At 70.7% G+C, this 18,894-nt stretch carries 20 protein-coding genes; 11 read left to right on the forward strand and 9 right to left on the reverse strand.

Features of this window, described 5'->3' with window-relative positions; translation table 11 throughout:
- Nucleotides 1-98: 98 nt before the first annotated feature.
- Nucleotides 99-1,550: a cation:dicarboxylate symporter family transporter gene (locus Q9R08_RS19065; RefSeq protein WP_308869765.1), complete on the forward strand. Its 1,452-nt coding sequence runs from the start codon at nt 99-101 to the stop codon at nt 1,548-1,550.
- Nucleotides 1,551-1,640: 90 nt separating this feature from the next.
- Here the strand turns inward: Q9R08_RS19065 and Q9R08_RS19070 are convergent, their stop codons facing one another.
- From Q9R08_RS19070 to Q9R08_RS19080, 3 genes are read right to left on the reverse strand one after another with little or no spacing between them, the layout of a single operon-like run.
- Nucleotides 1,641-2,369: a YrhK family protein gene (locus tag Q9R08_RS19070; RefSeq protein WP_308869766.1), complete on the reverse strand. Its 729-nt coding sequence runs from the start codon at nt 2,367-2,369 to the stop codon at nt 1,641-1,643.
- A complete protein-coding gene (locus tag Q9R08_RS19075) occupies nt 2,366-2,551 on the reverse strand; it encodes a hypothetical protein (RefSeq protein WP_308869767.1) in 186 nt (61 codons plus the stop codon). The genes Q9R08_RS19070 and Q9R08_RS19075 overlap by 4 nt, the downstream gene beginning before the upstream one ends.
- 15 nt (nt 2,552-2,566) lie before the next feature.
- A complete protein-coding gene (locus tag Q9R08_RS19080; protein ID WP_308869768.1) occupies nt 2,567-2,749 on the reverse strand; it encodes a DUF5302 domain-containing protein in 183 nt (60 codons plus the stop codon).
- A gap of 335 nt (nt 2,750-3,084) precedes the next feature.
- Between Q9R08_RS19080 and Q9R08_RS19085 the strand changes: the two genes are divergently transcribed.
- From Q9R08_RS19085 to Q9R08_RS19095, 3 genes are all read left to right on the forward strand, one after another.
- Nucleotides 3,085-5,376, forward strand: a complete 2,292-nt coding sequence (locus Q9R08_RS19085; protein WP_308869769.1) for a polyribonucleotide nucleotidyltransferase — start codon at nt 3,085-3,087, stop codon at nt 5,374-5,376.
- 315 nt (nt 5,377-5,691) lie between these two features.
- Complete coding sequence (locus tag Q9R08_RS19090) at nt 5,692-6,753, forward strand: aldo/keto reductase (RefSeq protein WP_308869770.1); 1,062 nt, start codon at nt 5,692-5,694, stop codon at nt 6,751-6,753.
- Between the two features lie 126 nt (nt 6,754-6,879).
- Nucleotides 6,880-7,482, forward strand: coding sequence for a histidine phosphatase family protein (locus Q9R08_RS19095; protein WP_308869840.1), 603 nt, complete (start codon nt 6,880-6,882; stop codon nt 7,480-7,482).
- Between the two features lie 13 nt (nt 7,483-7,495).
- On the opposite strand, the gene Q9R08_RS19100 is transcribed toward Q9R08_RS19095, so the two are convergent.
- Complete coding sequence (locus Q9R08_RS19100) at nt 7,496-7,969, reverse strand: GNAT family N-acetyltransferase (protein WP_308869771.1); 474 nt, start codon at nt 7,967-7,969, stop codon at nt 7,496-7,498.
- A 72-nt stretch (nt 7,970-8,041) separates the two neighbouring features.
- On the opposite strand from Q9R08_RS19100, the gene dapB reads away from it, so the two are divergent.
- Both dapB and Q9R08_RS19110 read left to right on the forward strand, forming a co-directional pair.
- Nucleotides 8,042-8,857, forward strand: a complete 816-nt coding sequence (gene dapB, locus Q9R08_RS19105) for a 4-hydroxy-tetrahydrodipicolinate reductase (RefSeq protein ID WP_308869772.1) — start codon at nt 8,042-8,044, stop codon at nt 8,855-8,857.
- The gene (locus tag Q9R08_RS19110) at nt 8,854-9,303 is read left to right on the forward strand and encodes a tetratricopeptide repeat protein (RefSeq protein ID WP_308869773.1); all 450 of its coding nucleotides are present in this window, start codon (nt 8,854-8,856) and stop codon (nt 9,301-9,303) included. Before dapB ends, Q9R08_RS19110 begins: the two co-directional genes overlap by 4 nt.
- Before the next feature lie 36 nt (nt 9,304-9,339).
- Here Q9R08_RS19110 and Q9R08_RS19115 read toward each other — a convergent pair whose 3' ends face one another.
- From Q9R08_RS19115 to Q9R08_RS19130, 4 genes are all read right to left on the reverse strand, one after another.
- On the reverse strand, nt 9,340-10,269 hold the full coding sequence (locus Q9R08_RS19115) for a TIGR01777 family oxidoreductase (RefSeq protein ID WP_308869774.1): 930 nt from the start codon (nt 10,267-10,269) through the stop codon (nt 9,340-9,342).
- Nucleotides 10,262-10,687 carry an OsmC family protein gene (locus Q9R08_RS19120; RefSeq protein ID WP_308869775.1) on the reverse strand — a complete coding sequence of 142 codons (426 nt, stop codon included), beginning with the start codon at nt 10,685-10,687 and terminating at the stop codon, nt 10,262-10,264. Before Q9R08_RS19120 ends, Q9R08_RS19115 begins: the two co-directional genes overlap by 8 nt.
- Nucleotides 10,688-10,790: 103 nt before the next feature.
- Nucleotides 10,791-11,402, reverse strand: coding sequence for a DUF4395 domain-containing protein (locus Q9R08_RS19125; RefSeq protein ID WP_308869776.1), 612 nt, complete (start codon nt 11,400-11,402; stop codon nt 10,791-10,793).
- On the reverse strand, nt 11,395-11,832 hold the full coding sequence (locus Q9R08_RS19130; protein ID WP_308869777.1) for a TlpA family protein disulfide reductase: 438 nt from the start codon (nt 11,830-11,832) through the stop codon (nt 11,395-11,397). Before Q9R08_RS19130 ends, Q9R08_RS19125 begins: the two co-directional genes overlap by 8 nt.
- A gap of 139 nt (nt 11,833-11,971) precedes the next feature.
- Here Q9R08_RS19130 and Q9R08_RS19135 point away from each other — a divergent pair, with 139 nt between their 5' ends.
- Genes Q9R08_RS19135 through Q9R08_RS19145 form a run of 3 tightly spaced genes read left to right on the forward strand, consistent with a single transcriptional unit; the run spans nt 11,972 to nt 14,083 of the window.
- The gene (locus Q9R08_RS19135; RefSeq protein WP_308869778.1) at nt 11,972-12,781 is read left to right on the forward strand and encodes a thymidylate synthase; all 810 of its coding nucleotides are present in this window, start codon (nt 11,972-11,974) and stop codon (nt 12,779-12,781) included.
- Nucleotides 12,778-13,308 (forward strand): dihydrofolate reductase, encoded by a 531-nt coding sequence (locus Q9R08_RS19140; RefSeq protein ID WP_308869779.1) that lies wholly within the window; start codon nt 12,778-12,780, stop codon nt 13,306-13,308. The genes Q9R08_RS19135 and Q9R08_RS19140 overlap by 4 nt, the downstream gene beginning before the upstream one ends.
- 10 nt (nt 13,309-13,318) lie before the next feature.
- Nucleotides 13,319-14,083 (forward strand): SDR family NAD(P)-dependent oxidoreductase, encoded by a 765-nt coding sequence (locus Q9R08_RS19145; RefSeq protein WP_308869780.1) that lies wholly within the window; start codon nt 13,319-13,321, stop codon nt 14,081-14,083.
- Between the two features lies 1 nt (nt 14,084).
- On the opposite strand, the gene Q9R08_RS19150 is transcribed toward Q9R08_RS19145, so the two are convergent.
- Nucleotides 14,085-14,711 carry a winged helix-turn-helix domain-containing protein gene (locus Q9R08_RS19150; RefSeq protein ID WP_308869781.1) on the reverse strand — a complete coding sequence of 209 codons (627 nt, stop codon included), beginning with the start codon at nt 14,709-14,711 and terminating at the stop codon, nt 14,085-14,087.
- 260 nt (nt 14,712-14,971) lie between these two features.
- Here Q9R08_RS19150 and Q9R08_RS19155 point away from each other — a divergent pair, with 260 nt between their 5' ends.
- The gene (locus Q9R08_RS19155) at nt 14,972-15,664 is read left to right on the forward strand and encodes a hypothetical protein (RefSeq protein WP_308869782.1); all 693 of its coding nucleotides are present in this window, start codon (nt 14,972-14,974) and stop codon (nt 15,662-15,664) included.
- On the forward strand, nt 15,568-18,891 hold the full coding sequence (locus Q9R08_RS19160; protein ID WP_308869783.1) for a carboxypeptidase regulatory-like domain-containing protein: 3,324 nt from the start codon (nt 15,568-15,570) through the stop codon (nt 18,889-18,891). Before Q9R08_RS19155 ends, Q9R08_RS19160 begins: the two co-directional genes overlap by 97 nt.
- Nucleotides 18,892-18,894 lie beyond the last annotated feature (3 nt).

Genomic DNA, 18,894 nt, shown 5'->3' on the forward strand with positions numbered 1-18,894 from the left:
CTCACCGCTCTCACCGGTGGCGCGCACGCTAGGCAACACGTCGGACCCGCACCCGGTTCCGACGTCTCGGACAACGACTGTTCACACAGGAGGCGATGATGGCTCTTTCGACCCGGACGACTTCGTTCACCCTTCCCGGCTTCAACTGGCGCCGCGGCAAGCAGGCATGGGACAAGCACACGTGGCTCTACGTGGCGGTGATCGCCGCGGTGGTGCTGGGAGCGGCGGTCGGCCTTCTCTGGCCCGAGGTGGGCCAGGCGATGCGCCCCCTGGGCGTCGCCTTCGTCAGCCTCATCAAGATGATGATCGCCCCCATCATCTTCTGCACGATCGTCGTGGGCGTCGGCTCGATCGCGAAGGCCGCGACCGTGGGCAAGATCGGCGGACTCGCCCTCCTGTACTTCATGGTGATGTCCACGTTCGCGCTCGCGATCGGCCTCGTCGTCGGCAATGTCCTCCACCCGGGCGAGGGCCTCAACATGGCGAACGCGACGTACGAGGCCACCGCCGAGGCCAAGACGACGGAGCAGTTCCTCCTCGGCATCATCCCCCTGACATTCTTCTCCGCGTTCACGGGCGAGAGCGTGCTCCAGGTGCTGTTCATCGCACTGCTGGTCGGCTTCGCGCTGCAGCAGATGGGCGCCAAGGGACAGCCGATCATGAACGCCGTGAAGCATCTGCAGGCACTGGTGTTCCGCATCCTGGGCATGATCCTGTGGCTGGCGCCGATCGGCGCGTTCGGCGCGATCGCCGCGGTCGTCGGCGACACCGGCGTCGCGGCGATCTGGAGCCTGGGCCTCCTGATGGTCGCGTTCTACATCACGTGCATCGTGTTCATCGTCGGGATCCTCGGCACGCTGCTGTACGCGGTGACCCGGGTGAGCATCTTCAGCCTCATCAAGTACCTGGCGCGCGAGTACCTCCTCATCGTGGGGACGTCGTCCTCGGAGTCGGCGCTGCCGCGCCTGATCGCGAAGATGGAGCACCTGGGGGTGTCCAAGCCCGTCGTCGGCATCACCGTGCCCACCGGATACTCGTTCAACCTCGACGGCACGGCGATCTACCTCACGATGGCGTCGCTGTTCATCGCCAGCGGCATGGGCGCGCCGATGTCGATCGGCGAGCAGATCGGCCTGCTGGTGTTCATGATCATCGCGTCGAAGGGTGCCGCCGGCGTCACCGGCGCGGGTCTCGCGACGCTGGCCGGGGGACTCCAGGCCTACCGCCCCGACCTCGTCAACGGCGTCGGCGTCATCGTCGGCATCGACCGGTTCATGTCGGAGGGCCGGGCGCTCACGAACTTCACCGGCAACGCGGTCGCGACCGTGCTGATCGGCTCGTGGACGAAGGAGTTCGACGCCCCGCGGGCCCGGCGGGTGCTCGCCGGCGAGCTGCCGTTCGACGAGACCACACTGGCGGGCAGCGACCACGACGGGATGTCGGAGTCGCCGGACGCCGTGGGCGTCCAGGGCCTCGAGGAGGCCGCCGTCGTAGAGGCGGGGGCCAAGGAGCAGCGCGCGCGGGACCGTGCCGCCCAGCTCACCCGCTGACCCGCACGGCGCCGCGCCCCCGTGCCACGGCACCGGGGCGCGGAGCTCTGCGTCGGCGGTGTCGCAGCCCCTGCGGCGGATGAGACCGGTTCACGCCGCCGGGTGACGGCGCAGGCGCCTCAGGATGTCGCCGTGGTGGATGGTGCGGCGTGACAGCACCGCTGCGGCGAAGAAGCAGAGGGCGCCGATCGCCGTGCCGAGGTTCGTCCAGGTCAGGCTGACGAGATCGCCCGTCGACGGCACGACGTAGGCGGCGACCGCCGAGACGGCGAACGCGATCGACCCGACCATGTTGAGCCCGGTGCCGTGCCACGTGCGGGCATCGCGATCCCACAGACGCTCGCGACCGCGCGTGGCTTCGATCGCCAGGAAGCTGGACACCAGGAACGCGAGAGATCCCCAGGCATCCGGACGCCACCCGACGCCGACGGCATCGGGGCGCGCGATGGCCGCGACCAGCGCGACGAGCGTCGAGGCGTTGAACAGGAGCGTGCCGGCGAACTGGATCGCGGCGGACCACCAGTCCGCCCGGTCGGGTCGGTTCGTGTGCTCCCTCGGCGGACGCCGTCCGCTGAGCATCAGCTGGATCAGCGCTGCGACGGTGAAGAACACGGAGCCGACGAAGAACGTGACGTTCGTCCAGACCGGGCCCGCCCAGTCCGCATATAGCGGCAACGCTCCCGCGAAGAAGCACAGAGAGCCGATCGCGAAGCCCCACGCCTCCCGGCGCAGCCGCCGCACCCTGTCGGGCGCGCCACCCGCAGCATCATCGGCCACGGCTGCGGCGTCCTCCCGCTGCGGGGACCCGGCGTCGCTCACGCGTCGGGATCGATCTCGCCGGACTCGACGGCCGACTCCCGCTCCTCCAGATCGAGGTCGTCGACCTGCTTCTCGACGGATTCCATCGGGTCGAGGGTCGCCGGTGGCAGCTCGAACTCGGCGTCGTCGTCGAGCGGCACATCGCGCTCGTCGTCGGGGATCCGCTCACGGAAGTCGCTCATGCCGGCCTTCGATCGTCAGCCGCTCTTGCGGCGGAACTCGCGCTTGGTCACAGCCCCGTGGGTTCCGTGGACGGCAGAGTCGCCGTCGAGGTGGGACTCTCCTTCGCGGTGCTGCGCGTTCTTCTTGTCAAGTGCTTCCTTGAACTTGCGCTTCATCTCATCGGATGCCGCGCCCGCCGGCTTCTCGTCGGTGCTCATGACCCCCACCCTACGCACGCCCGGCGACGATGTCATTCGGTGTTTCCGGGTGGACCCGCGACGGTGAGGCCCGGGCGGGCACCACTGATAGGATCGGACAGGCTGCCCTCGGGCATCCGCTCAATTCAATATGAGCTCACGGAGCAGGCCGGCAGCTAGCTGGTCCCCTGTGGTGGTCTCCTCGTCGCGCCGGCGCCGGGTGGATTTCTACTGGTGGCCAGTGCTGGCGCGAATCGCGGCGATCGCCGCGCGCCGAGATCTGCCTGTTCCTGCTCCTTCGCACAAGCTCGTGCGCGAAACGCGCGTGCGAGCCTAAACAAAGAAGGAGAGACCTCTTGGAAGGTCCTGAAATCACCGCCGCGGAAGCCGTTCTCGACAACGGCCGCTTCGGCACCCGTACCGTCCGGTTCGAGACCGGACGACTCGCGCAGCAGGCGCAGGGCGCGGTCGCCGCGTACCTCGACGAGGAGACGATGCTCCTCTCGGCCACCAGCGCGAGCAAGCAGCCCCGCGAGGGCTTCGACTTCTTCCCGCTGACCGTCGACGTCGAAGAGCGCTCGTACGCGGCAGGCAAGATCCCCGGCTCGTTCTTCCGTCGCGAGGGTCGCCCCTCGACGGAGGCGATCCTGGTGTGCCGCCTCATCGACCGCCCGCTGCGTCCGTCGTTCGTCGACGGCCTCCGCAACGAGGTGCAGATCGTCGTGACCGTGCTCTCGATCGCGCCGGGCGAGTTCTACGACGCGCTCGCGATCAACGCGGCCTCGCTGTCGACCCAGATCTCGGGTCTGCCGTTCTCCGGCCCGATCGCCGGTGTGCGCCTCGCGCTCGTCCCCGGCCACGGCGAGAACGCCGACCAGTGGATCGCGTTCCCGACCGTGACGCAGCTCGAGGACGCCGTCTTCGACCTGATCGTCGCCGGCCGCGTCATCACCGATGCCGATGGCAACGAAGACGTCGCGATCATGATGGTCGAGGCCGAGGCCACCGAGGGTTCGTGGAACCTCATCAAGGGTGGTGCCACCAAGCCGAACGAGCAGGTCGTGGCCGAGGGTCTCGAGGCCTCGAAGCCGTTCATCAAGCAGCTCGTCGCCGCGCAGAACGTCGTCGCGAACACGGCTGCCAAGGAGATCAAGGAATTCCCGGTCTTCCTGCCCTACAGCCAGGAGACGTACGACTTCGTCGCGGGTCGCGCCTACGACCGTCTCGTGCCGATCTACCAGATCGCCGAGAAGCAGGAGCGTCAGAACGCGGACGACGCGCTCAAGGACGAAGTCAAGGCTCAGCTGCTCGCCGCCGTCGAGGCCGGGGAGCTCCCCGCTGTCGCGACGCTCGAGTTCTCGGCCGCCTACAAGTCCGTGACGAAGAAGATCGTCCGCGGTCGCATCCTCGCCGAGGGCGTCCGCATGGACGGTCGCGGCCTGGCCGACATCCGTCCGCTCGACGCCGAGGTGCAGGTCATCCCGCGCGTCCACGGCTCGGCGATCTTCCAGCGCGGCGAGACCCAGATCCTGGGTGTCACCACGCTGAACATGCTCAAGATGGAGCAGCAGATCGACTCGCTGTCGCCCGTCACGCACAAGCGCTACATGCACCACTACAACTTCCCGCCCTACTCGACCGGTGAGACCGGCCGTGTCGGTTCGCCGAAGCGTCGCGAGATCGGGCACGGCTTCCTCGCCGAGCGCGCGCTCGTGCCGGTGCTGCCCAGCCGCGAGGAGTTCCCGTACGCGATCCGCCAGGTGTCCGAGGCTCTCGGCTCCAACGGCTCGACGTCGATGGGCTCGGTGTGCGCGTCCACGCTGTCGCTGCTGAACGCGGGTGTGCCGCTGCGCGCCCCCGTCGCCGGCATCGCCATGGGTCTCGTGTCGGACGAGGTCGACGGACAGACGCGCTACGCCGCGCTGACCGACATCCTCGGCGCCGAGGACGCCCTCGGCGACATGGACTTCAAGGTCGCCGGCACCAGCGAGTTCGTCACGGCGATCCAGCTCGACACGAAGCTCGACGGAATCCCGTCGTCGGTGCTGACCGCCGCGCTGCAGCAGGCCCGCGACGCCCGCCTGACGATCCTCGGTGTGCTCAACGCCGCGATCGACGGTCCGGACGAGATGGCGCCCACCGCGCCGCGTGTCATCAGCGTGCAGATCCCGGTCGACAAGATCGGCGAGCTGATCGGCCCGAAGGGCAAGACGATCAACGCGATCCAGGACGAGACCGGCGCGCAGATCTCCATCGAGGAGGACGGCACCGTCTACATCGGCGCTACCGACGGCCCGTCGGCCGAGGCCGCCCGCGCTCAGGTGAACGCGATCGCCAACCCCACCAACCCGGAGGTCGGCGAGCAGTTCCTCGGAACGGTCGTGAAGATCGCGACGTTCGGCGCGTTCATCTCGCTCCTGCCCGGCAAGGACGGACTGCTGCACGTCAGCGAGGTCCGCAAGCTCGCCGGTGGCAAGCGCGTGGAGAACGTCGAGGACGTGCTCAACGTCGGTCAGAAGCTCCTCGTGAAGATCACGAAGATCGATGACCGCGGCAAGCTCTCGCTCGAGCCGGTGCTCGAAGAGGCGGCCGACCAGGAGGGTCGCGCTGCGGCCAGCGAGGGCCCGGAGGGTCCCGCCGAAGGCTGAATGACAGACCTGCAGGGCTCGCCCGCTCGCTGAACGCGTTCAGCGGACGTAAGAGCCGCAGATTCACGGATGCCCGTCCCTCGTCCGAGGGGCGGGCATCCGTCGTCCGGTCGGCAGATCGCTCAATCTGTCCCCCGAAAGGGGGACAAATCGGCAAGGATCCGCGGGTCGTGATGAAAGCGTTATGTAATGTTTATCGACAGTTCGCCTCAGTGACCGGTGCACTGTCCGGACTGTCCTAGCCTGTGAGTACGCGCCGGGGGGCGCGCGCACAGTGATCACGGAGCTCCGAGGGGCGCCGTGAGGGGGTGGGACATGGCTTACTTCGGCGTTGACTCGACGCTCCCACCGGCGAGCCCGGATCCGGCCACCACCGCTGTGGCGGCGGAGAGCGGCAGTGCACGTGGTCCGCACCCGTCCGCGCCGATCCCCGTCCAGGGTCCCGCGGTGGGCAGCAACGTCCGCGTCGCGCTCGGTGAGAGCGGCGCCGATGTCTTCCCGCTGATCCTCGGTGCCGCCGAATTCGGGTGGAACGTCGACCTCGAGTCGAGCCACGCGATCCTCGATGCCTACGTCGAGCTGGGTGGCAATGCCGTGCACACCGCCGACAGCTACTCCAGCGGCCGCAGCGAGCACATCATCGGCCAGTGGCTGCAGTCGCGCGGCCTGCGCGACGACGTGGTGCTCGCGGTCCGCGTCGGCGGTCACGCCGACAACCCCGGTCTCGGGCCGGTCAACCTGGTCCGCGCCGTGGAGGCGTCGCTGACGAGGCTGCGCACCGACCGGATCGACGTGCTCTACCTCGACGCGACGACCGACCCCGGATCCTCTCTCGAGGACACGCTCGCGACGGCGGAATGGCTGGTCGAGGCCGGCAAGGTCCGGGCGCTCGGCGCCATCGGCTACAGCGCCGCACAGCTCGTCGAGGCGCGCATCTTCGCGTCGGCCGGGTACCCGCGCATCACGGTGCTGGACGTCCCCTTCAACGTGCTGCGTCGCCACGAGTTCGATGCGGACCTGCGCCTCGTCGCGGGCGCGCAGGGCATGGCCGTGACCCCGTCCCACGCCCTCGAGCACGGGTTCCTGGCGGGCAGGCAGCGGTCGAAGCTGCGCGGCGCCCTGTCCGTACGCGGAGCGCAGCTGGCAGCGAACCTCAATCGTCGCGGCAGCCGCACGCTCCGGGCGCTCGACGCCGTCGGCGCCGAGCTCGGCGTGCCCGACGCCGCGGTCGCCATGGCGTGGCTGCTCGCCCAGAAGCTCGTCGTCGCGCCGATCGTGAACGCCTACGCACCGCAGCACGTCGAAGAGCTCGTACAGGGCGTCGGCGTCCGGCTCAGCCGGGCCCAGCTGTCCGACATCGCACGGGCCTCGGAGTAGCGAAGAACGCTCGCGGTGCCGCGGGCGACGCGCCCCTCCACAGCCTCGTGGGCCGCGTCGACGGGGTGTCGTAGTGTGGAGGAAGTGCCTTTCCCCAGGCACGTGACCCCCGACGGAGTGAGCTGCGTGACGCACTACATCTACCTCGTGCGGCACGGTGAACACCAGGATGCCGAGCACGGACTGCACGACGGGCCACTGTCCCCTCGTGGGCGTCGGCAGGCGGCATTGCTCGCGGATCGACTCTCGGGCGTTCCGTTCGACGCCGTGTGGCACTCGCCGCTCGAGCGGGCGAGCCAGACCGCACGGGCTGTCGCCGAGCGCATGCCGTCGCTGTCGCCCGAGCCGTCGGCGCTGCTGTTCGACTGCGTGCCCACCGGCATGACCGAGGAGACGCCGGCGGCCTTCGAGCCGTTCTTCGGCTCGGTGACCGAGGCCGAGGTCGAGGCCGGGCGCGCCCAGATGTCCGACGCGACGAGCGAGTTCCTCGCCCGCAAGCGCGGCGAGGTGCACGAGCTGCTCATCACGCACAACTTCGTTATCGCGTGGTTCGTGCGCGAGGTGTTGCAGGCGCCCGACTGGCGCTGGATGACGCTCAACCAGGCCCACTGCGGACTGACCGTCATCGCGCAGAAGCAGGGCCGCCCGTGGACGCTGCTGTCGCACAACGACATGGCGCACCTGCCCGTCGAGCTGCGCACCGGCCTTCCGGAGGTCTACCCGGTCTGACGCGGCTTGCGGCTCAGAGCGCCTTGCCGTACCAGCGGGAGGCGTTCGGGTTCTCGTTGTAGGGCTCGATGGCCTCGAAGCCGGTGCGCGCGTACAGGGCGCCGGCCGCCTCGAGCGAGTGGTGCGTGTCGAGCACGAGCTCGGCCGCGCCGAACTCGCGGGCTCGCCGTTCCAGCTCCTCGACCAGCAGACGGCCCCAGCCCCGGCCGCGCGTGGACGGGCGGAGGTAGAGGTGCTTGAGCTCGTAGCGGGTGCCGAGCGGCCCCTCCGGGATGAGACGGATGCCGCCGCAGCCCTGCGCGACGCCCTCGTCGTCGTCGAGCACGACGAAGACGCCTGCGGGCGGCACGAACGCGGCCGGGTCGGGGAAGGTCGTGCGATACGAGACGCCCTGGACCGCGAATCCTTCGGTGCGGATCTGGAAGTACTCGGCCAGCAGTGCGTGAGCATCGGGTGCGTCGACGGGGGAGGAGCGCAGTTTCACCACTCCTCCAGGGTAGGCGTCCGCGCGGGCGCGACCGGCCGGGAGTGCTCTGCGGCCGCCGCCTAGGATGGATCCATGACGACACGCGTGGCCATCGTGGGCGGCACCGGAAAGCTCGGTGCGATCATCCGCGATGCGGTCGAGGCCGAGCCGGCGTTCGAAGTCGCCGGCGTCCTCTCGTCGCGGTCGGAGCTGTCCGAGCTCGACGGCGCCGATCTGGTGGTCGACGCGTCGACGCCGGCCGTGTCGATCGACGTCGTGCGCGCGGCGATCGAGCGAGGCATCAACGTGCTCGTGGGCACCTCCGGCTGGTCCGCGGAGCGCATCGCCCTCGTGCGCCCACTGGTCGAAGCGGCGGGCACCGGCGCCGTCTTCATCCCCAACTTCTCGATCGGCTCGGTGCTGGGCTCCGCCCTGGCGGCGGCTGCGGCGCCTTTCTTCCCCTCGATCGAGATCGTCGAGGCGCACCGCGAGACCAAGATCGACTCGCCGAGCGGCACCGCGGTGCGCACCGCGGAGCTGATCGCGGCGGCCCGTGAGACGGTGGGCCCCGTCGAGTCGCCCCACGTCGACCAGCGTGCCCGCGGACAGCAGGTCGCGAGCGTGCCGATCCACTCGCTGCGCCGCCCCGGAGTCGTCGCGCGCCAGGAGACGATCCTCTCGGGAGCCGGCGAGTCGCTCACGATCGTCCACGACACCGTGGAGCCTGCACAGGCGTACGGTCCCGGCATCCGTCTCGCCCTCGCGGCAGCACGCGATGCCAGCGGAGTCATCGTCGGCCTCGACAGCCTGATCGACATCGGCATCGGGGGCCGCGCGGCGCCCGCCGACGTGCGGCCCGTCGACGAGGGTGGAGTGCCCGGCCAGGTCGCGCGCGCGACCGGCGTATGAGCGCTCGTATCGGCGTCGTCGTCATGGCGGCGCTGCTCGCGCTGTACATCGTGCTCGTCGGGCAGCGTGCGTGGCTGCTGGTCGCCAGCGGCGATCCGATCGGCATCGCGATGGGTGTCGCCCTCGTCGCCCTCCCGGTCATCGCCGCGTGGGCTCTCGGCCGCGAGCTGTGGTTCGGCGTCCGGGCGCAGCAGCTCGGACGACGGCTGGAGGCCGAGGGCGGGCTGCCGGCTGACGAGGTGACGGTGCGTCCGAGCGGCCGCGTCCTGCGCGAGGACGGGGATGCCGTGTTCCCCGCGTACCGCGCGGAGGCCGAGGCCCATCCCGACGACTGGCGCGCCTGGTACCGGCTCGGCCTCGCCTATGATGCCGCCGGCGACCGGCGACGTGCGCGCGAGGCGGTGCGCACCGCGATCCGCCTGGAGACCGCCGACCGCGCCCACTGATCCGGCCGCGGGCCGGTGCACCGAGCCGGCACGGGGTCAGGGTGCGGCGGGCACGGCGGCCGCGACAGCGTCCTCGACGGTCGGGTGCGAGAACTCGAAGCCCGACTGCAGGAGTGCCGTGGGCACGACGTTCGCGTCCGAGGTGAGCAGCGCCTCGGTGGCGTCGGGGCCGAGCACGAGTCTCATGCCCCAGACCGGCGCGCGCAGCAGGAACGGGCGGTTCATCCTCACGGCGAGGGCGAATCCGAGATCGTTGGCCGTGGCGCGCGTCGGGCCGGAGAGGTTCACCGGGCCCGTGAGGCGGGCGTCGATGACGTGGCGGATGGCGCGCACCTCGTCCTCGAGCGAGATCCACGGCCATGCCTGCGTGCCGCGGCCGATGGGCCCGGCGACGCCGAGCCGCGTGAGGAGCAGCAGCGGCTTCAGCACACCGCGCGGGTGCACGATCGGCGCCGTGCGGACGATCGTCACTGCGGCGTCGTCGCCGGCGCCGAGCGCCGCGGACTCCCACTCGCCGCAGAGGTCGGCGAGGAACGAGTCGCCGCGGGGCGCGTCTTCGGAGAGCCGCGCGCCCGGCCGGGAACCGTAATAGCCGACGGCCGATGCCGACACGAAATGAGGGGCATCCGGCCCGAGTTCGCGCATCGCGCGGGCGAGAGCGCGGGTCGGCTCGATGCGCGACCACAGCAGCGTGTTCTTGTACGCGCCCGTCCAGGGGAACCGGCCGATGCTCGCGCCGTTCAGCCCCACGACGGCCGCGGCGCCGGCGAGCACCTCAGGGTCGAGCGGCTCCGCCGTCGTCAGCCATTCGACTTCGCCGGCGGCCTCGGCCGGCCGGCGCACGAGCGTCGTCACCGTGAAGCCGTCGGCGCGGAGGCTCTCGACGAGCGCCCCGCCGATGAGCCCCGACGCACCGGCGACGACGATCCGCCGACCGCCGCCGGCCGGCGGACGGTCTTCAGGCAAGCGTCGCCTCGAGGGTGATCTCGATCCCAGCGAGGGCCTGCGACACCGGGCATCCGGTCTTCGCGCTCTGCGCGATGCGCTCGAAGTCCTCGGGCTCGAGTCCCGGCACGACGGCGTTGACGTTGAGGTGGCTGCCGGTGATTCCGGTGCCCGGCTTGAAGGTCACCGACGCGGTGGTGTCGATGGACTCCGGGGGAGTGCCGTTCTCGGCGAGCGCGAGCGAGAGTGCCATGCTGAAGCACGACGAGTGCGCCGCGGCGATGAGCTCCTCGGGGGTCGTGACCGACGTCGAGCCCTCGCTGCGCGCCTTCCAGTTGACGGGGTACGTGCCCAGGCCCGACGACACGAGGCTGACCTCGCCGGACCCGTCGAACAGTGCGCCCTTCCAGGCGGTGGTGGCTTCGCTGGTGACAGTCATGTGGGGCCTCCTCGCTCGCTCGGCGCCCGTGCAGTGGGCGTCTCGCGTCAGCCTAACCGCGACGGATGCCGCGCCGCGACGGTTCGGGCGCGACGGCGTCCCGTCAGGCGGAGGCCGGTCGGCCGCGACCGACGAATCCGGAGCGCTGCAGCAGCAGATACAGCTGGCAGCCCAGGCACAGTCCGAAGACGGCGTTGAGGAAAGCGGCGACGAACGCGGCCGCGGCTGCGATGGTGAGCCCCCACGGCACGCCGAGCAGGTGCAGCGCGAGTCCGATGACCGAGACGAACAGGCCGACGCCCTGCGCGAAGCGCGGCGGGCGCGGGTCCTCGAGCTCTTTCGGAGGCGCGAGGCGCGGGGCGACGACGGTGCGGTACAGCGCGCTCCACGGCGAGGTGCGGGGCGAGAGGACGCCCCAGAGGAACAGCAGGGCGATCACGAGCAGGAGGAGGAAAGCCGGGTCCAGGAATCGCTGCGCCGGCGATGCGAACGTGATGAGCCACGCGGGCTTTCCCGCGACGAAGGCGAAGTCGACGGATCCGACGAAGCCGAAGGGGAACGCGTCGCCGAGCTGCGCCGTCGAGAGCCCGGTCAGTCCGAGGAAGACGTCGATCAGCAGCAGCACCGCGGTGATGCCGGCGACGAACCGCGGGCCGCGGGGGTCGATGCCGCGCTGCGGTCGCCCTCCCGCGGGGTTCTCCGCTCGCTCAGACATTCGCGTCCTCGGCGATCAGCCGGTTGAGCTCCAGCTCGAGCACGTCGCGGCTCGGGGCGCCGCCGAAGCGCGTCTGCACGACGCCGTCGCGGTCGAGCACGAGCGTCGTCGGCGTCTGCAGCACGTGGAAGTGCTTGGCGATGTCGGGGCGGTGCGTCAGATCGACGTCGAGGTGGCGAACGCCCGCGTGGCCATCCGCGATGTCGGCAAGGGTGCGATGCACACCGGGGCAGCGCGCGCACATCTCGGTGCTGAACTGCAGGAGGGTCGCGACTTCGCCGAGCCCGTCGGCGCCGAGACGGGCGGGCTCGATGACCTCGTGCTCGATGTTGTGACGTGCGCGGGGCTGGCGCCAGTTCACGAAGACGCCGATCGCCACGGTCGCCACGAGCAGCGCGGCGAGGGTGATGAGAGCTCCGACCAGGGTCACAGCAGATCAGGCTAACCCTTTTCGCCTGCGCAGGGGCCGAAAACGCCAATGTGTCGCGTTCGCCGTAACACGGACGGTCGCGTGGCACGCAGCGGCGCGCCCGACCCGGACGTCGCCTGCCGCGGGTATCGTGGCAGCCGTGACGACGCCGATCCCGACCCCGTACGAGGACCTGCTGCGAGACGTGCTCCACAACGGCACGCACAAGGACGACCGGACGGGCACCGGCACGACCAGTGCCTTCGGGCGCCAGATCCGCTTCGACCTCTCGCAGGGCTTCCCCCTCATCACCACCAAGCGCGTGCACTTCAAGTCCATCGCGTACGAGCTGCTGTGGTTCTTGCGCGGCGAGTCCAACGTGGCCTGGCTGCAGGAGAACGGCGTCACCATCTGGGACGAATGGGCGGATGCCGCGGGCGAGCTCGGCCCCGTCTACGGCGTGCAGTGGCGGTCGTGGCCGACGCCGTCCGGCGAGCAGATCGATCAGATCGCGCTGGTGCTCGACCAGATCCGCGCGAATCCGGATTCGCGGCGCCTGATCGTCTCGGCCTGGAATCCCGCCGACATCCCCGACATGGCGCTCGCACCCTGCCACGCGCTGTTCCAGTTCTACGTGGCCGACGGAAAGCTGTCGTGCCAGCTCTATCAGCGCAGTGCCGACCTGTTCCTGGGCGTTCCCTTCAACATCGCCTCCTACGCGCTGCTGACCCTCATGGTTGCTCAGCAGGCGGGCCTCGAGCCCGGGGACTTCGTCTGGACCGGCGGCGACTGCCACATCTACGACAACCACCTCGAGCAGGTGCGCGAGCAGCTGACCCGCGAGCCGTACCCCTATCCGACGCTGCGCATCGCGCGCACGCCCGACTCGATCTTCGACTACCGCTACGACGACTTCGTACTCGAGGACTATCAGCACCACCCCGCGATCCGCGGCGCCGTCGCGGTATGACGTCTCCGATCGGCCTCATCTGGGCCGAGGCGCACCACGGCGTCATCGGCGCGCAGGGCGGCATGCCGTGGCACGTCCCCGAAGACCTGGCGCACTTCAAAGCCCTCACGCTCGGTGCGCCGGTCGTCATGGGACGCCGCACGTGGGAGTCGTTCCCGGCGCGATTCCGCCCGCTGCCGGGCCGACGAAACATCGTCATCACCCGCCAGGAGGACTGGGCTGACGCCGGCGCCGACCGTGCCGGGTCGCTCGAGGCCGCCCTCGCGATGGCCGCCGAAGGCGAGCCGGAGCGGATCTGGGTGATCGGCGGCGGGCAGCTCTTCCGAGATGCGATCGACCTCGCCGATCTCCTGGAGGTCACCGAGCTCGATCTCGAGGTGCCCGGCGACACCGAGGCACCGGACAGGATCGGCTGGCGCACGACGTCGGTCGACCCCGCGGAAGGCTGGCATACGTCGCGCTCCGGCATCCGCTACCGCTTCCTCCGGCTGGTGCCGGCGCATGAGCCCGCGGCTCCGCGCCAATAGGCTGGCGCGCATGGCGAAGACGGCGCTCATCACCGGCGCGAGCTCGGGGCTCGGCGCGGAGTACGCGAGGCAGCTGGCGGCGAAGGGCGCCGACCTCGTGCTGGTCGCCCGCGACCGGCAGGCCCTCGAGCGGCTCGCAGTGGGCCTGCGCTCGACGTACGGCGTGGAGGTCGAGATCCTCGCCGCCGACCTGCTCAAGGGCAGCCAGCGCGAGAAGGTAGTGGCGCGCGTCGCCGACGAGACGCGGCCCATCGAGATCCTCGTGAACAATGCCGGTTTCGGATTGCCGCTGGCATTCGAGGCGAACGACATCGACGACGAGGTCCGCCACCTGCAGCTGCACGTCGAAGTGCCGATGCGGCTGACCCATGCGGCGCTGGGCGGGATGCTCGCCCGCGGGCACGGACGGATCGTGAACGTCGCGTCGGTCGCGGCGTTCATCCCGCGCTCGACGTACGGCGCCTGCAAGGGGTGGCTCGTGAGCTTCAGCCGCTGGGCGAACGGGCGCTACGGGCCGCGCGGCGTGACCGTCACCGCGGTGTGCCCGGGCTACACGCACACGAACTTCCACGAGCGCCTCGGCCTCGCTCGGGGTGAGGAGGGGGTGTCCGACCTGATGTGGCTCGACGCTCGGGATGTGGTGGCGGAGTCGTTGCGCGACGCCGCCCGCGGCCGCGCCGTATCGATCCCGTCCCGCCGCTACAGGGTGCTCGTCGCCCTCGCGCGCTTCGCGCCGCCGTCGCTGGCGGCCCGCATCGGCGAACGCGGCCGGTAGGTCACGCGGCGTCCTCTGCCGCGTCGTCGGGGCGCGGCCGCCGCTGCGAGCGACGCAGGGCATCGGTGAGGGCGGTCGGCACCGACGACGCGCCTCCCACCACCAAGCGATAGCCCACACCGCGCACCGACACGATCCGGATGCCCGGACGGCCGGAGAGACGGCGGCGGAGTCTCTTGATCGCGGAGTTGACGTGCTCGCGGTCGCCGAGGTACTCCGTTCGCCACACCTGTGCCGTGAGGTCTTCGAACGACCAGACGCGGTGGGTGTCGGAGGCGAGGGCGGCGAGCAGGTCGAATTCCTGCGCCGACAGGTGCACCCGGATGCCGGCCACCGAGACCTCGCGGGAGGCCGACGCGATGCGCAGCGTCCCGATGATCAGCGGTGCGGCGGGCCCGGCCGCTCGCGTCTCGTGCGCCGAAGGAAGCGCCGCGTAGGGCGGATGACCCGCGTCCTCCTGATGCGCGTGGACCTCACGCAGCAGCGTGAGCGCGCCCTCGACATCCGGCGCGGCGACGACCACCGCCAGGTCGCGGAGGAGCTTCGCGAGCTCACCCACATGCCGCAGCGGCATTCCCACGCAGAGCACCAGCACCTCGTCCGTCTCCGGCACCACTCCGCTCGACACGCCACGTCCTTTCGTCGCCGATGAAGACCCGACCTGTCTATCAGTCGAGTGTTTCATCTGCCTCATGCCACGTTCCCGCCGGTTAACGATTGCGTGAGAGCGCTCTCATACCTTGCGTGCGTCGGAAAGTTTTCGCCCATGATCTGCCCCCGAAGCGCCCTTGTCGCCCGGTTCGCGGCTGCCCGAGCATGAGCGTCATCCCCTCAACCGGACTCGCCGTCGGCGCCGCGCATCGTCGGCGCCCCGACCGAAGGACCCTCGTGCGTCACTCCCTCCAGCGCAGACCCCGCGCGGCTGCTGCCGTCCTCGCCGCCGCGACGCTCGTCGCCACCCTCCTCGGTTCCCCGCCGGCCGCGGCGACCGAACTGCCCCCACCCGGATTGCCGGAGGGCGAGGCGGGAGCAGCCGCGTGGCGGCACGGCATCCTGCCCGACGCCGGCACGCCGACGGACGACGCGGCGCGCGCGAAGCTGACCGACGAGGCCGAGTCGCAGCTCACCGAGACGGAGGCCGCGTCGTTCTGGGTGCGCTTCGCCGATCGGGCCGACCTCGCGGCGGCCTCGGCCATCGCCGACTGGGACAAGCGGGGTGCCGCGGTGCGGGACGCGCTGCGCGCGCACGCCGAGGTCTCTCAGGCCTCGGTGATCGCCGACTTGGATGCGGCGGGCGCCGCGTACACGTCGTTCTGGGTGTCGAATGCGGTGCTGGTCACGGGCGGCGATCTCGCGCTCGCGACGACGCTCGCGGCGCACAGCGAGGTGTCGCAGATCCGCGAGGTCACGACCTATACCAGCGCTGAGCCGGTCGAGTCGGTCCCCGCCGCGGCAGGCGAGGGTGCGAACATCGACGGCGTCGCATGGGGCGTCGACGAGATCGGCGCGCCCGCCGTCTGGGCGCAGGGGATCACCGCGAAGGGATCGTCGTCGCCAACATCGACAGCGGGGTCGATGTGACGCATCCGTCGCTGCACGACCGCTTCCGCGGGCTGCAGGCCGATGGATCGATGGAGCTCGACTACAACTGGCTGGACATCGACCGCTGGTGCGGCTGGGCCGACGGGCCGTGCGATGTCGACGGCCACGGAACGCACACGATGGGGACGATCACCGGCGACGGCGGCGACGGCGAACGCATCGGCGTCGCACCGGGCGCCACCTGGATCGCGGCGAACGGCTGCGTCAAGTGCACGCAGACGGGTCTCATGCTCTCGGCGCAGTGGATGCTCGCTCCGACGGACACCTCCGAGGACTGGGCGAACGGCGACCCGTCGAAGCGCCCGCACATCGTGAACAACTCCTGGGGCGACCCCGCCTCGAAGGACCCGTTCTTCGACGACATCATCGCGGCGTGGAACGCGTCCGGCATCTTCAGTGCGTGGTCGGTCGGCAACTCCGGCCCGGCGTGCGACACCGCCGGCAACCCCGGCTCCCAGCAGGTCACCTACTCGGTGGGCGCGTACGGCGAAGACGGCGACATCGGCTACTTCTCTTCCCGTGGCCCGGGGCAGGACGGCGACGTGAAGCCGAACATCGCCGCGCCCGGCGTGCGGATCCGCTCTGCCTCGGCGGGAGGCGGCTACCGCCTGGACACCGGCACGTCGATGGCCGCACCTCACCTGGCGGGCGCCGTCGCGCTGCTCTGGAGCGCGGCTCCGGCGCTCGTGGGCGACATCCCGGCCACTCGCGCACTGCTCGATCGCACCGCGCGTGACGTCGACGACACCCGCTGCGGCGGCGATGCCGACGACAACGCGGTGTGGGGCGAGGGCAAGCTGGATGTCGCGGCGCTCATCGCCGCCGCTCCGACCGGCGCCGGCACACTCGCCGGCACGGTGACGGATGCCGACGGCGCGCCGCTGGTGGGCGTCGACGTGGTGGCCGACGGCGAGTTCGGCCGCTCCACCAAGACGGAGTCCGACGGCACCTTCGCGCTGCCGCTGGTGCCGGGCGCGTACCACGTCACCCTGGCGTCGTTCGGGTTCGCCGCCCGGACCGTCGAGGTCACCATCGCCGACGGCGAGACCTCGGACGCCTCGGCGAGCCTCGCCGCCGCCACCCGGCACGCCGTGTCGGGCACGCTGACGGATGCCGCGGGTGACCCGCTGCCGGGGCTTGCGGTCGCCCTGAACGGGCCGCTCCCGGCCGCCACCACCGACGCGGCCGGCCGGTACCGGATCGACGACGTGCCGGCGGGTTCGTTCACGCTCACCACGACGGGAGATCGCTGCGTCGCGCCGCTGGAGCGGACTCTCGTGGTCGACGGCGAAGAGACGGTGGATGCCACCCTGGAGCGCGTCGCCTTCCCTGGCGGGTATTCGTGCACGACGACAGACGCCCCGCTCCCGATGGGAAGCCGGGTGCTGGACATCCGGGCGAACGGGGGCGCCGCGGCGATCGAGCTGCCGTTCGCCTTCCCTTCGTTCGACGACCGCTACTCGACGGCCTACGTGTCCGCGAACGGATTCGTCTCGTTCGCCTCCTTCGAGGGGGAGTGGCCGGGGCAGCGACCGATCCCGTACCCGGGCGGCGTCATCTCCGGCGGTGTCATCGCGCCGTTCTGGATGCTCCTCGATCTCGACGGCGCCTCCGCGATCCTCTCGGCCGAGACGACCGTCGACGGAATGCCCGCGGTGACGATCGAGTGGCGCAACGTGTTCCTCATCTTCTCTCCCGACCAGCGGCTCACCTTCTCGACGACCTTGGTCGCGAACGGCGACGTCCTGTTCACGTACGGGGACGGTGTGGGAGACGACGCCGACCGCGCCGGCAGGAACGCGTCGGTGGGGATCGAAGCCGAGGGGTCGGAGGTCGGCGCCCAGTACTCGCGGTACGAGCCCGTCCTGCAGGCGGGGCGGCAGATCCGCTTCACCCGAGACGAACGGGCGTGGCTCACCGGCACGGTGACCGACGTGAACGACGGCGCCGCCGTCGCGGGCGCCACCGTGGCCGCCGCGGGCGCGGACGGAACGACGCGAACCACATCGACCTCGGGCGACGGCACGTACGAACTCGCCGTGCCCGTCGGCACCGCGGAGGTGACCGTGACGGCGCCGAACTACACGGCTGCCTCGCAGACCGTCGAACTCGCCTCGTGGACGGATGCCGCAGCCTTCTCGCCCGCGCTGAAGACGGGCGTCGTGACGCTGTCGACGTCGCAGCTGTCGCTCACGTCCGACGGGCGCGGGAACGACTGGGTCGAGATCACCGTGACGAACTCCGGCTCCGCGCCGCTGCACCTGTCGTTCGACGAGATGCCGCGCAACCCGCAGCTCTCGGCGCCCGAGGCGGGGATGCCGGTCGAAGGCGTCTGGAGCACCATGCCGGTCTCGAGCGCGTTCGGCGTCGGGTACGACGGACGGCTCTGGGTCTCGGACTGGATGGAGCAGCGCAACGGGCTCTACTCCGTGACGGGGGAGCGTCTCGGAGACGCCCCGCACGTCGCCGAGATGGACGGCGCCGACCGGCTCGAGCTCGCGTTCGACAGTCGGTCCGGCGACATGTGCCAGATAGTGAACGGCGGCGATTGGAGCATCCACTGCTTCGATCGTGCGTCCGGAGCCCAGACACGGGTCATCACGGGGTACTGGGCCGACCAGCAGGCCTACAACGCCCTCGCCTACAACCCGGTCGACGACGTGTTCTACCTCGGCAGCGCCCACGTCGGCGCCGTGCTCACGGTGGCCGGGTCCACCCACGCCGAGCCGGGCAAGGTGGTGAACGCGTGCGCCGTGCCGGAGGCGGCGCTCGGATTCGCCTACAACATCGGCTCCGACACGCTCTGGTACTCCACCTTCGGAGGAGAGGCCCCGCAGCTGGTGCAGATCGACCCGGACTCGCCGGCGACGTGCACGCGATACCGCACCGTCGGCACCTCCCTCTCTCCGGAGGGTGCCGCCGGCATGGAGTTCGACGAGGCGGGCAACCTCTGGGTCGTCGACATGAATGACGGCCGCATGTGGCGTCTCAACGTGGAGGATCCCACGTTCGCGGACATCCCCTGGCTGGATCCGAACCAGGACGCCGCTACCCTCAAGCCGGGCGGCAGCAAGACGTTCAAGGTCAAGGTCAAGGCGTCTCTCGCGACGACGGGCGCCAACGCGGCGACCCTGCTCGTCGACTCGGACGCCGGCCGCGCGAGCCGCACCTATCTGCCGGTCGACCTCACCCGGTCGGCTCGGTGACCG

The sequence above is a fragment of the Microbacterium psychrotolerans genome (assembly GCF_031085295.1).
Taxonomy (GTDB): domain Bacteria; phylum Actinomycetota; class Actinomycetes; order Actinomycetales; family Microbacteriaceae; genus Microbacterium; species Microbacterium psychrotolerans.